Source organism: Marinifaba aquimaris (genome assembly GCF_013328345.1).
GTDB lineage: Bacteria > Pseudomonadota > Gammaproteobacteria > Enterobacterales > Alteromonadaceae > Marinifaba > Marinifaba aquimaris.
The window spans coordinates 67,987-79,908 of sequence record NZ_JABULX010000020.1 but is presented as its reverse complement, the minus strand read 5'-3'; the positions used below and the strand labels follow the sequence as shown (position 1 = coordinate 79,908).

Below are 11,922 nucleotides of genomic sequence, written 5' to 3'. Positions count from 1 at the left end.
TGGTAGTTCAGTTGGTTAGAATACCGGCCTGTCACGCCGGGGGTCGCGGGTTCGAGTCCCGTCCACTCCGCCATTTATATCTTTCCTAGATATATTTATTTCCTAAGTTATTAAATTTTATTTATTTTTATCCTCGTTTATTAAACCTTTAGTCTTCGTACTCAACCCATACATTGTGCTCTAGCCTTTGGTACGGTTTAAATTTCGTCTTGTAATTCATTTTTCGACAATCATCCACTTGATAACCCAAATACAAGTAGTCGAGCTTAAGGCTTTGACAAAATTGCGTCGCTTTTAATATCGCTAATGTGCCTGGGGAATGATCTTGATAATCTGGATCGAAAAAGGTGTATACCGCAGATAAGGCATGGGGGAGTAAATCTAACACACTAACCGCAATTAATTTATCTGCGTCGTAAATTTCTAAGAAGACTTCAGTTAGCCAATCTGCCTTAACAAAACCGCTAAATTGCTCTTCGGATGGCGGATACATAGAGCCATCACTGTGCCGAAGTTCAATGTACTTTTTATAAAGTGGGTAATAAATTAACGGGTCTTTGATACTCGGTTGTAATTTCACAGTAAAGTGGTTGGCTTTTTTCAGCAAGCGCTTTTGGCTGCGGCTAGGTTTGAATGAATCGGTACGAATGCGTACCGACTGACACGCTTGACAACTTTCACAATAGGGGCGATAAACTTGCTCGCCACTACGCCTAAAGCCTATTTGCATCAATTGCTCATAGGATTCAGGGTTGTAGACTACTTCATCAAGTGCAATTACCAAGCGCTCACTTTGATTAGGTAAATAGCTACAATCAAAGGTTTCACTGATCCCTAGTTTAATTGGAATAGACTGTCCAAGCTTTGCCATACTGTCGACCTCTTAATTCGAGATAAAGGCGGATTCTTCTAAACTATAGTCTCTTGCTCGCCAACAAGCTTGGTCTATCTTAACGCTTTTAGCCTTTGCTAAGCGTTCGATGAACTCAACTCTTGGCATTTCTACCACACCTAAGGTTGCTAAATGCGGGTTTTGCATTTGGGTATCAATAAAATGAAAACCTGCTTTTTTGACCAAATCGACAAGTACTACAAAAGCTGCTTTAGATGCATCTGTAGCGTAGTGAAACATTGACTCGCCACAAAAAACACCATGACTGGCGACGCCATATAATCCACCTACGAGCTCGCCGTCTTGCCATACTTCAACAGAATGTGCGTGGCCTAACTCGTGCATCCTGGTATAGGCTTGTAACATGGCTTCGGTTATCCATGTGCCATCGGTTTCAGCTCTTACGGTTGCACAGGCATCAATGACTTCTTCAAAAGCATGATTGATTGTGAAGCTAAAGTGCTTTTTCTTCAGTTTTTTTCTGAGTGTTCGGCTGATGTGTAATTGGTCAAGCTCGAGCACGCCTCTTGGATTTGGGCTCCACCACATAATACATTCCCCCGGGCTGTACCAAGGGAAAATGCCTGATTGGTAGGCTTCAATGAGTCGCTCTGGCGATAAGTCTCCACCTAAGGCAAGTAAGCCATTTGGTTGAAGCAGAGCATGCTCAACAGGTGGGAATTCCAAATGTTCGGGATGGAGTTGATATACTGCATTTGTCATAACTATAAGTATATCTGTTTCGGTTTTTCCCGCTAGTGTTTTCACTCAGCGGTAGTGAAAAGCCTGTCTAGATTATGTAGTGGCAGCGAGCTAAAATACTGAGAGTATTTAATTTTGTAGCATCAGATCATGTTTAGAAAAAACCTTAAACCCTTGTTTTTATCATTGTCATTATTCTCAGCTTGCAGTTTTGCTAACTTAGAAAAAGGAATTGAGCTGGCTAATTTTGGTGAGTTTCAGGCTGCTAAAAAGGAGTTTGAATCACTGATTGAACAAAATTATGCACCCGGTATGTACCACCTAGCTGAGTTATACGCTAAAGGTTTGGGCATGCCGAGGGATCAAAAAAAGGCACTGGCTCTATATCAGCAAGCGGCTGATATGCAGATGCCCGAAGCCATCTTTATGCTTGGCAGTATTTACGAGTTTGGCAAAGGGGTTAAACCTGACCTAAAAAAAGCATTCGACTACTACGAACTGGCAGCCAAAAAAAATGTTACCGCAGCGCATTTTAATTTAGGTGTAATGTACGCAACTGGCCAAGGTGTAAGTCAAAATTATCAAAAATCACTTGAGCATTATCACTTGGCGGCAGCAGATAACTTAAGTGCCGCACAATTTAATATTGCTTTGATGTACTACGAAGGAAAAGGCGTTAAAGAAAATATTGAGATGTCTTATGTTTGGAATATGGTTGCAGCTTATAATGGCCACTTAGACGCAGATAAAAGCCGTAAACTTGATCAATACAAAATGAGCGAAGCACAAGTAAAAGCTGCTAAAAAACAAGCTGATGGGATCTACCAGCAAATCATTGATGGAAAATATGTTCCCCCCGTTCGATTTAAGTAAAAGGGTTAAACGAGGTGGCCGTTAATTGCTTAGTCGGTCACCTTTTAACATGCCAAACTGTAAATCGGTTTTCCATTCATCTGCCAACTTAAAATTATCCCTTAATCTCGCTTCTTGTGTGAAACCTAAAGCAAGTAACATTTGACTGCAAGCTTGGTTGCCTTCTGTTACGTTGGCGGTTAATTTGTGAAAGTCACATTGCTCAAAAGCAAAATCGATTACTGCTTTTGTCGATTCCTTTCCATAACCTTTTCCTTGATACTCTGGACTAATTAAAAAGCCTAACTCCGCTTGTTGGTATGGGTACCATTGTGGGAAAAAGCCAGTAAAGCCAACGGGGTTAGCTGTTTTTGTCTCTGTGATACTTAATGTGAGCCAATGGCTAGATGTTTTTGACCAAGCTGCTAAGCGAGACTTAAAGCGCGCTTGGATTTCTGACGTTGTCATTGGATCGGCTACGTATTTTATGACGCTCAGATCCTTATGCAGTTTTTCAAATAAAGCCCAGTCACTTTCGCACAGCGTTTGAAGTGTTAACCTATCGGTAAAAAGCTGCATGACGGTTATCCTTTTTCACTATTCCTAAATATGTTGTTCAAAGCTTAACCGTCATCTAGATTAGTTTGCAATAGTTAGCTAGCACAAACAAAAACACCGCCAAAAGGCGGTGTTTTTTAAAACATGCAAAGCTAACTTTTCAATTAGTCTTTTAACGCGTCTAAGTAACGCTCTGCATCTAAGGCAGCCATACAACCCGTACCAGCTGATGTGATTGCTTGACGGTAGTTGTGGTCCATAACGTCACCAGCGGCAAAAACACCTTCTTTACTCGTTGCTGTTGCATTACCTTCTAAACCAGATTGAACAATGATGTAGCCATCTTTCATTTCTAGTTGATCGGCAAAGATATCAGTATTTGGCTTATGACCGATTGCAATGAAAGTACCTAAAACATCAATTTCAGAAGTTTCTTCTGATTGCGTGTCTTTAATACGAACACCTGTAACGCCCATGTCATCACCTAATACTTCATCTAAAGTTTTGTTTAAGTGAAGTGTGATGTTGCCGTTTTCAACTTTGTCCATTAGACGGTCTGTTAAGATCTTCTCTGAACGGAATGTTTCACGGCGGTGAATTAGGTGCACTTCAGAACAAATGTTTGATAAGTAAAGTGCTTCTTCAACGGCTGTGTTACCACCACCAACAACGGCTACGGCTTTGTTTCTGTAGAAGAAACCGTCACAAGTTGCACATGCTGATACACCTTTACCAGCAAATGCTTCTTCAGAAGGCAGGCCTAAGTATTTAGCTGATGCACCTGTTGAGATGATTAACGCATCACAGGTGTATTCGCTAGTGCCTTTTAAGCGGTATGGTTTTGATGAAAAATCAACTTCTTCGATGTGATCGAAAATGATTTCAGTATCGAATTTTTCAGCGTGCTCTTTCATACGGTCCATTAGTGCAGGACCAGTCAGGTCGTTTGCATCGCCAGGCCAGTTTTCTACTTCAGTGGTCGTCGTTAACTGGCCACCTTGTTGCATACCTGTGATCATAACTGGTTTTAAGTTAGCGCGTGCGGCATATACTGCTGCTGTGTAGCCTGCTGGGCCTGAGCCTAAAATAAGTAGGCGAGCATGTTTAACTTCGCTCATAAATAAAATTCTCCAAAGATATCTGCGCTTGAGTGTCTTTTATAAATAAGGCGCAGTTTGTCAGATTCAAGGTTTACGCACTAATTTATTATTTCGATTAGCACAATCGCTTTTAATGCGTAAAGTTGCGGTGAGTATATCAGTAAAAAAAGGTAAAACCTCACGAGTCTTTATACTGAAGCGCTATAATTTGTGTAGAATCGGCTAGGTGAATCCAAATTGAATTAAATTTATGTCACAAGCACAGGTTGTTTTATTACATGGCTTAGCTCGAAGTGCTAACTCACTGATCCCTATGGAGTTAGCGCTAAAAAAAGCGAAGTACCTGGTATTGAATCAAAGTTACCCATCAACCGAGCACTGTATCGATTCGCTTACCACCGAACATGTTTGGCCAAAAATTGCAGCGCGATTTGATACGGCTAAGCCCATTCACTTTATCACGCATTCTATGGGCGGCATTATTGTTCGCAATTTAGCGGCTAAAATACCCGATTTGACCATTGGCCGAGTTGTGATGTTAGCACCCCCTAACCACGGCAGTGAAATCGTCGATAAGCTAGGCAACTGGTGGCTGTTTCAGCAGCTTAATGGTCCCGCAGGTAGTGAATTGAGCACAGATGCGAGTAGTGTGCCTAATCAACTTAACCAGTTGGGGCAAGTTGATTTTGAAACGGGCGTAATTGCTGGAGATAAATCAGTTAACTCACTGTTTGCCAAATTATTTAAAGGAAAAAATGACGGTAAAGTATCGGTTAAAAGTACTCAAGTTGAGGGCATGACAGACTTTTTATGTGTCGATGCTTCTCATACTTTTATTATGATGAGACCTGCAGTGATTAAGCAATGTTTGCACTTTTTACAAAAAGGTCGCTTTGTTCATCAAAGCTGATAAGATTTGTCTTAGCCATTTAGGTGTATGTGTCGATTAACCCTGTGCTTTTCTTCACTTACTTAAAAGGGAATATGGTTTGATGCCATAGCTGTTCCCGCAACTGTATTATCGCCTTTGGTGATTGAGCCAGATACCTGCCTAAATTGATGCGCTATTGTGATTGTGCGGGAGACACATGAAACAAACCAGGTTCAACTTTAAATGAGCTTGCATGTCATCTGAAATAGCGCCCACACTCTTTGATACAAGCGCTAAATGTCTAATACGGTTTCAACTGACAGTTTAACTTCTATTCAACTCAGTGCAGAGCAACTGGGGTTTTCAATTGCTGATAAAAAAATTATCGAGCAGGTTTCGCTTACATTGACTCAAGGCGAAATGTTAGGGGTAATAGGGCCAAACGGTGCGGGTAAAACCAGTTTATTGAAACTGCTCTACGGCGCATATCAAGCACAAACTGGGGCGGTCACGTTACAATCACAAAATTTAGCGAGTTATTCCGCCATGCAAATTGCTCAGCAAGTTGCAGTTGTTTCGCAGCATGAGACGAATAGCTTTGATTTATCCGTATTGGATATTGCACGTATGGGGTTAGTGCCGCATAAATCTTTATTTGCCTTAGATTCAGCTGATGATAAACAGGTCATACAACAGGCGCTGGATAAAGTCGATTTAATTGATAAACAGACTCGCATTTTTTCAACATTATCGGGCGGTGAACAGCAGCGAGCTTTGATTGCTCGCGCGTTAGTTCAGCAAGCCGATATCTTAATTTTAGATGAACCCACTAACCATCTAGATGTTTACTATCAGCATCAAATTTTATCACTGATTAAAAAACTCAATTTATCTGTCATTGTCACCATTCACGATTTGAACTTAGCTGCACAGTACTGCGATAAATTGTGTTTACTTAATCGAGGTCAAATTGTCAGCCATGGCACACCAGAACAAGTGTTAACGGTAGAGCAGTTAACAGACGTTTTTCGTCTACCTTGTATGATAGATACTCAACCTTTTAGCAATAAAATTCGCATCAATTTTGCGCCTGCGAATAATCAGCTGCTGGAGCAACTCAAGGTGCTAGCGAATGATTAATACGATGCCTTTAAAATGGATATTACTGATTTTTACGACATTAATCAGTATGGCGCTCTCTTTGGGTTTAGGCTCATCACAAATTGGCTTTAACGATGTATGGCAATGTTTATTCTCCGAATGCCAGTCGCCAATCAAACATGCTGTTATTCATGAGATTAGGCTGCCACGTATATTAGTCGGCTTTATCGCTGGGGCAGGGTTGGCCGTTGCTGGCAGCTTGTTACAAAACACAACGCGTAATCCATTAGCTGACCCTTATTTATTTGGCATTGTTTCAGGCGCAGGGCTCGGGGCAACTCTAGGCAGCGTATTATTCGCTGATGCTAATTTAGGTTTGCCTTTTATGGCGTTTATGGGCGCGGCGTTTTCGATTGTTTTGGTACTTGCGGTGGTTAGCTCATCAAGGCAACGCAAGTTAGAACATATGTTACTTGCTGGGGTTGCCGTTTCATTTATGTTGAGCGCGATGACTAGCTTTACCCTATATTTTGGTGATGCTTTTGCAACGAACCGGGTGATTTTTTGGTTGATGGGCTCATTGGCCCGAGCTGAATATCAAGCGCTTTACTTTATGGCACCGGTATTGATTATTGCCTTGGTTTTAGCAATGGCTTTTGCAAGGCAACTTGATGCTTTGCTTTTATCAGATGAAAATGCAAAAACACTAGGTATTAAAGTTGAGTGGCTGCGAATTGGGGTTTTAATTATTTGTGCAGCGCTAACGGCTGTCATTGTGGCGTACTGCGGTGGTATTGGTTTTGTTGGGTTGATGATCCCACATATGATCAGACCTTTTTTTGGTGTAACGACAACTAAGCTGCTGTTTGCAGTGGCCTTATCTGGCGGTATCTTTTTAGTTTGGGTCGATGTCGTTGCTCGAACTGCGTTGGGCTCACAAGAGATCCCACTTGGCGTAATAACCTCTGCAATTGGCAGTATCTTCTTTCTCATCTTGATGCGAAGAATGCGTTAGCAATAGCACTAGTCTGAATGGTTTTAAGGAAATTAAGCATATGCACATAGAAAAGATTCAACCTTTAGCATCTGTGGTTACGGATGAATTAGAACAAGCCATTGCGCTTAGAATAAATACCAAGACTAAACCCTTAGGTTCTTTAGGGCTTCTCGAAGACATTGCTAAACAAATTGCGAAAATTCAGCTTCATCAAAAGAATGATGCGAGTTTACCTTTAGCCATCAATTTGCCGACATGCTTGGTTTTTGCCGCCGATCACGGCATCAGTGAAGAGGGCGTTAGTATCGCCAATAGTGAAGTGACAAGTTTAATGGTAGAAAACTTTGCTCACGGCGGCGCGGCAATTAATTGCTTTTGTCGAAGTAATAACATTCGGTTGGAGATTATTGACGCAGGTATTAAGCAGTCATTATCAGAAGCTTATACCAATTTAACTGAGCAGCGAGTGGGGGATGGAACCGCTAACTTTGTTAAAAAGCCAGCAATGAGCGCGCAGCAATGTGAACAAGCATTACTCTGGGGGGCAATGGCGGCTAACCGTCATATTATTGCAGGGTGTAATCTTTTGATTTTAGGCGAAATGGGGATTGGTAATACCAGTTCTGCGAGTGCCATTTTAGCCGCTATTACCGGTGAGTCAGTCAAGGTTTGTGTCGGTACAGGAACGGGTATCGACAAAAAGCAGCTAATCAAAAAGACTCAACTGATAGAAAAAGCGCTATCGCGCTTTAAAAGCAGAGATGTGAAAAATATCTTAAAGCAGGTCGGCGGCTTTGAAATTGTCCAAATGGTCGGCGCTATTGTTGCAGCCTGTGAAGCGGGGATTACTGTTTTGGTTGATGGTTTTATCGTTTCAGTCGCGGCATTAGCCGCTTGTAAAATTGCGCCTGCTTGTCGTGACTATCTGGTTTTTTCACATGCTTCAGCTGAGAAACCACATCAATTGGTGCTGGATACACTTGATGCCAAACCTATTTTAAATTTAGGGTTATGTCTCGGTGAAGGCACAGGTGCTGCCTTAGCACTTCCTATCGTTAAATCGGCATGTGCCTTTTACAACGAAATGGCGAGCCTGGAATCGGTAGGAATAACCGTCTAGTTAGGCTAAGCGAGTTAAAAAGTATGCTGACAAAAATTAAAGCTGAATTGAATTTATTTTACTTAGCGCTAGGCTTTTTTTCTCGTATTCCTATGCCTAAACAAACCCAATACTCTGAGCAGTTTTTGCATCAATCAAACCGTTATTTTTCTTTGGTCGGACTCTTACTTGGGCTGATTTTCAGCCTGAGTTTAGTATTGTTTTTGCAATTTTTACCTGCCGGCGTCGCAATATTACTGGCAATGACGGTCAGCTTATTACTGACAGGCGCTTTTCACGAGGATGGTTTGGCTGATATGGTCGATGCCATAGGCGGAGGTTACACACTAGAAAAGCGTTTAACCATTATGAAAGACAGTCGCCTTGGTACCTATGGTGCGACTGGGCTCTTTATTTGTTTGGCATTAAAATTTTCCCTGCTTTATGAATTAATCGTGAGTTTAGGGCTAAGGCACTTATCCGCTGGCGTGGATTATTGGCTATCACTTATTCTTATTCTTTTAACAGCAGCATCAAGTTCACGAGCCATTGCCGGTAGTCTGATTTACGATATGAAGTATGTTGCCGATATTGACGCCAGTAAAAGCAAACCTTTAGCCGCTAGGCAAACGCGAGGTGAGCTGATTTGTTTATTGTTGGTGGGCGCTTTTCCTTTACTGTTTTTTACTTGGTCATATGGTTTGGCACTTGTAGGGACATTGTTTATCTTTCGCTGTTATTTTAAAGCTTGGCTAAATAAGCGTTTAACGGGCTACACCGGAGATTGCTTAGGTGCCACACAACAAATAGCTGAACTGGTTGTATATTTATTTACCCTCATTTATCTCGTCAATTTTGATTACGCATTATTGGCTACATGGTTAAAGCAACTATGATTAGTTTTATTTTAGGCGGAGCACGCTCTGGAAAGTCGAGTTTTGCTCAACGAAAAGCAGAAAAGCTAGCAAGCCAGCATCTAGACACGACGTTAACTTACATTGCAACGGCTACTGCATTTGATAGTGAAATGACAGACAGGATAAAACGGCACCAATTAGATAGAGGCCCTGAGTGGCAATTAATAGAGTGTCCCGTTGATTTAGCGAGCTGTTTGGCTGATAGAGTTCAGACATCTAAAACGCACCATATAGACTTAATTGATTGTCTTACCCTGTGGTTAAACAACCAATTATATCAAGCTGAACAACAAGCGCTGTCTACTGAGCAAACGCATACCTACCTCAATCAAGCAATAGAAGAATTAGTGACCAGCTTAAAGGTATACACTGAAAATATGACAAAAGCTGAACGCGATTGTCATATCGTGATTATTAGCAATGAAGTTGGCCAAGGCGTCATACCTATGGGTAACCTTTCTCGATTATTTGTAGATTACTCAGGCTGGTTAAATCAAGCCATCGCCAAAGTGGCTGATGAAGTTATTTTTGTTACAGCAGGTATTGCTAATCAGCTAAAGCCTGCTGCTAATTTTATTGATGATTAAGAGTTTAGTTTGAACAATAACAAGCACACGGTTTATTTGGTTCGCCACGCTCAGGTGGACGGTCCAGCAGCGTTATATGGACATACTGATGTTGATACCACAGAAAAAGGTAAAACAGATATCGCAATGGCGTTAGATTATTGCGCTAATCAAGCCCAGATAAATTATGTATTTTCATCGCCGTTAAAACGTTGTGCTACAGCAGCGAGTGATTTTTGTCAGCAACATCAGCACAAATTCGAATTGATGGGCGAGTTTAAAGAAATGAATTTTGGTGAATTTGATGGGGTACCTTTTGATGAGTTATACCAAGCAAATGGAGACGTTAGCTGGCAGGCATTAGAGTGTTTTTGGTCTTCACCTGAAAAAATGGAATTCAACAGAGGTGAGAACCTTGTTGATTTTTATCAGCGGGTCAGCTCAGCTTGGCAAGTGCTCATTGAACTTATTAGTCAAATCAAGTGTCGTGATATTGATGCAAAACAGGCGAGTATCCTAGTTTGCCATGGTGGTGTTATACGCATGGTGTTATCACACCTGTTGGATATCGATTGGCGTAACCCCAAATTATTTCAACAACTCGATATTCGCTATGCATCGGTAACTGAGATTGAACTAAATCTTAATTACCTTGAGCATGTAAAAGTTAAGTCAATAGGAAGGCAATGTCCGTAAACATAGAAAAAAATGCAGCCTGCATTATGGTTCAGGGCTGTACCTCTGATGCAGGAAAAAGTGTATTAGCTGCGGCTATTTGTCGTGTATTTGCTAAGCGAAACGTTAAAGTTGCACCATTTAAACCACAGAATATGGCGCTTAATAGTGCGGTGACGCCTGATGGCGGTGAAATTGGCCGTGCGCAGGCCGTGCAAGCTCAGGCTGCTGGTATTGAAACGAGTGTTCACTTTAATCCGGTTTTACTCAAGCCCAACTCGGATACGGGATCACAAGTTATCTTGCAAGGTAAGGCGTTATCTTCAATGGAAGCGGCGAGTTATCAAAACTATAAAAAAGTGGCAGGGCAAACCGTTATCGACTCTTTTGCCAAGTTAAATCAAGCATATGAACTTATTGTAGTCGAGGGAGCGGGGAGCCCAGCTGAAATTAACTTGCGCAAAGGTGATATTGCTAATATGGGCTTTGCTGAAGCAGCAGATTGCCCCGTTATTATTGTGGCTGATATTGACCGAGGTGGTGTTTTTGCTCACTTAGTTGGAACGCTTGAGCTGTTATCTGAATCTGAACAAGCACGTGTTGTCGGTTTTGTTATTAATCGCTTTCGAGGTGATATTGGCTTATTAAAATCCGGGTTAGATTGGCTCGAAGCTAAAACAAATAAACCTGTGTTGGGGGTGCTGCCGTTTTTACATGGGTTAGACATCGCTGCTGAAGACGCCGTTCAAACTCAGCAAGTAAAAACTGATGCTAAGGTAAAAGTCGTTGTTCCGGTTTATCCTCGAATGAGTAATCACACTGACTTTGATGCACTGAGATTACACCCTGAAATAGAGCTTAATTTTGTCAGAGCAACGGGGGATTTAGATGGTACTGGCCACGTCCGAACACCTTTACCAGCGTGTGATTTAATCATTTTGCCAGGGAGTAAAAGCGTGCGACAAGACTTAGCTTTTTTGCAAAGGCAAGGCTGGGATAAAGATATTGCCAAACACTTGCGCTACGGCGGTAAAGTGTGGGGAATTTGTGGTGGCTATCAAATGCTCGGTACAGAAATTGACGACCCACTTGGTATCGAAGGCCAATCAGGTACCAGTCAAGCTTTAGGCTACTTAACAATGCGGACGGAATTAGCTGAGCAAAAGCGTTTAGCTAATGTAGAAGGTCGTTTAACAATGGCAGGAGAGACTATTGACGTTGCGGGTTATGAAATACACGCAGGGTTAAGTCAAAGTAAAGATAAGTCTCAATTGGCACCCGTCGTTTTGTGTGAGCCTTTTAGCCAAACTGAACAAGCAGATGGTTTGATTGATGAAAATGATCAAATTGCGGGTAGTTATTTACACGGTATTTTTGATAAGCCACAAGCCATCCAATTAATAATGAAATGGTTAGGGCAGGATGTTTTGCTCGATACCGATCATTTCACTAAACAAGAACAGGCTATTGAACGTATTGCCAATGCTTGTGAGCAATATTTAGATATAGATAGATTATGGGACATTGCACAAATGTACCAAAATAATGGTATTGCAATTGAATCTATCAAAGCCGATTAGTAACTGGAAACT

At 41.6% G+C, this 11,922-nt stretch carries 13 protein-coding genes and 1 riboswitch; of the genes, 9 read left to right on the top strand and 4 right to left on the bottom strand.

The annotated features are described in order from the left end of the window. Positions 1-148: 148 nt before the first annotated feature. Together HR060_RS13025 and aat are read right to left on the bottom strand one after the other, a co-directional pair. Positions 149-871: an arginyltransferase gene (locus tag HR060_RS13025; RefSeq protein ID WP_174200731.1), complete on the bottom strand. Its 723-nt coding sequence runs from the start codon at positions 869-871 to the stop codon at positions 149-151. Positions 872-883: 12 nt separating this feature from the next. Further along, a complete protein-coding gene (gene aat / locus HR060_RS13020) occupies positions 884-1,615 on the bottom strand; it encodes a leucyl/phenylalanyl-tRNA--protein transferase (protein WP_174200730.1) in 732 nt (243 codons plus the stop codon). Between the two features lie 129 nt (positions 1,616-1,744). Here aat and HR060_RS13015 point away from each other — a divergent pair, with 129 nt between their 5' ends. After that, positions 1,745-2,467, top strand: a complete 723-nt coding sequence (locus HR060_RS13015; protein ID WP_174200729.1) for a tetratricopeptide repeat protein — start codon at positions 1,745-1,747, stop codon at positions 2,465-2,467. A gap of 21 nt (positions 2,468-2,488) precedes the next feature. Here HR060_RS13015 and HR060_RS13010 read toward each other — a convergent pair whose 3' ends face one another. Then, on the bottom strand, positions 2,489-3,025 hold the full coding sequence (locus tag HR060_RS13010; RefSeq protein ID WP_174200728.1) for a GNAT family N-acetyltransferase: 537 nt from the start codon (positions 3,023-3,025) through the stop codon (positions 2,489-2,491). A gap of 143 nt (positions 3,026-3,168) precedes the next feature. Continuing rightward, positions 3,169-4,122 carry a thioredoxin-disulfide reductase gene (gene trxB / locus HR060_RS13005; protein ID WP_174200727.1) on the bottom strand — a complete coding sequence of 318 codons (954 nt, stop codon included), beginning with the start codon at positions 4,120-4,122 and terminating at the stop codon, positions 3,169-3,171. A 232-nt stretch (positions 4,123-4,354) separates the two neighbouring features. On the opposite strand from trxB, the gene HR060_RS13000 reads away from it, so the two are divergent. The 8 genes from HR060_RS13000 to HR060_RS12965 all read left to right on the top strand — a co-directional run bounded on the left by HR060_RS13000 (position 4,355) and on the right by HR060_RS12965 (position 11,910). Next, a complete protein-coding gene (locus HR060_RS13000; RefSeq protein WP_174200726.1) occupies positions 4,355-5,014 on the top strand; it encodes an esterase/lipase family protein in 660 nt (219 codons plus the stop codon). Between the two features lie 4 nt (positions 5,015-5,018). Further along, positions 5,019-5,173: riboswitch (cobalamin riboswitch) on the top strand. A 99-nt stretch (positions 5,174-5,272) separates the two neighbouring features. Then, positions 5,273-6,115 (top strand): ABC transporter ATP-binding protein, encoded by an 843-nt coding sequence (locus tag HR060_RS12995; RefSeq protein WP_174200725.1) that lies wholly within the window; start codon positions 5,273-5,275, stop codon positions 6,113-6,115. Then, positions 6,108-7,091 carry a FecCD family ABC transporter permease gene (locus HR060_RS12990; protein WP_246283165.1) on the top strand — a complete coding sequence of 328 codons (984 nt, stop codon included), beginning with the start codon at positions 6,108-6,110 and terminating at the stop codon, positions 7,089-7,091. Before HR060_RS12995 ends, HR060_RS12990 begins: the two co-directional genes overlap by 8 nt. Positions 7,092-7,131: 40 nt before the next feature. Beyond that, positions 7,132-8,193, top strand: coding sequence for a nicotinate-nucleotide--dimethylbenzimidazole phosphoribosyltransferase (gene cobT, locus HR060_RS12985; RefSeq protein ID WP_174200724.1), 1,062 nt, complete (start codon positions 7,132-7,134; stop codon positions 8,191-8,193). Positions 8,194-8,216: 23 nt separating this feature from the next. Next, the gene (locus tag HR060_RS12980; protein WP_174200723.1) at positions 8,217-9,068 is read left to right on the top strand and encodes an adenosylcobinamide-GDP ribazoletransferase; all 852 of its coding nucleotides are present in this window, start codon (positions 8,217-8,219) and stop codon (positions 9,066-9,068) included. Beyond that, on the top strand, positions 9,065-9,676 hold the full coding sequence (gene cobU / locus HR060_RS12975; RefSeq protein ID WP_174200722.1) for a bifunctional adenosylcobinamide kinase/adenosylcobinamide-phosphate guanylyltransferase: 612 nt from the start codon (positions 9,065-9,067) through the stop codon (positions 9,674-9,676). The genes HR060_RS12980 and cobU overlap by 4 nt, the downstream gene beginning before the upstream one ends. A 9-nt stretch (positions 9,677-9,685) precedes the next feature. Next, a complete protein-coding gene (locus HR060_RS12970; RefSeq protein WP_174200721.1) occupies positions 9,686-10,351 on the top strand; it encodes a histidine phosphatase family protein in 666 nt (221 codons plus the stop codon). Continuing rightward, entirely contained in the window at positions 10,342-11,910 is a 1,569-nt protein-coding gene (locus tag HR060_RS12965) for a cobyric acid synthase (RefSeq protein ID WP_174200720.1), read from the top strand. The genes HR060_RS12970 and HR060_RS12965 overlap by 10 nt, the downstream gene beginning before the upstream one ends. The last annotated feature ends 12 nt before the right edge of the window (positions 11,911-11,922 follow it).

Excerpts from the sequence above, each read along its gene's own strand:
- HR060_RS13010 (WP_174200728.1), bottom strand. The coding sequence starts at position 3,025 with ATGCAGCTTTTTACCGATAGGTTAACACTTCAAACGCTGTGCGAAAGT.
- HR060_RS12980 (WP_174200723.1), top strand. The coding sequence starts at position 8,217 with ATGCTGACAAAAATTAAAGCTGAATTGAATTTATTTTACTTAGCGCTA.
- trxB (WP_174200727.1), bottom strand. The coding sequence starts at position 4,122 with ATGAGCGAAGTTAAACATGCTCGCCTACTTATTTTAGGCTCAGGCCCA.
- HR060_RS12965 (WP_174200720.1), top strand. The coding sequence starts at position 10,342 with ATGTCCGTAAACATAGAAAAAAATGCAGCCTGCATTATGGTTCAGGGC.
- cobT (WP_174200724.1), top strand. The coding sequence starts at position 7,132 with ATGCACATAGAAAAGATTCAACCTTTAGCATCTGTGGTTACGGATGAA.
- HR060_RS13000 (WP_174200726.1), top strand. The coding sequence starts at position 4,355 with ATGTCACAAGCACAGGTTGTTTTATTACATGGCTTAGCTCGAAGTGCT.
- HR060_RS12995 (WP_174200725.1), top strand. The coding sequence starts at position 5,273 with ATGTCTAATACGGTTTCAACTGACAGTTTAACTTCTATTCAACTCAGT.
- HR060_RS12990 (WP_246283165.1), top strand. The coding sequence starts at position 6,108 with ATGATTAATACGATGCCTTTAAAATGGATATTACTGATTTTTACGACA.
- HR060_RS13015 (WP_174200729.1), top strand. The coding sequence starts at position 1,745 with ATGTTTAGAAAAAACCTTAAACCCTTGTTTTTATCATTGTCATTATTC.
- aat (WP_174200730.1), bottom strand. The coding sequence starts at position 1,615 with ATGACAAATGCAGTATATCAACTCCATCCCGAACATTTGGAATTCCCA.
- HR060_RS13025 (WP_174200731.1), bottom strand. The coding sequence starts at position 871 with ATGGCAAAGCTTGGACAGTCTATTCCAATTAAACTAGGGATCAGTGAA.
- cobU (WP_174200722.1), top strand. The coding sequence starts at position 9,065 with ATGATTAGTTTTATTTTAGGCGGAGCACGCTCTGGAAAGTCGAGTTTT.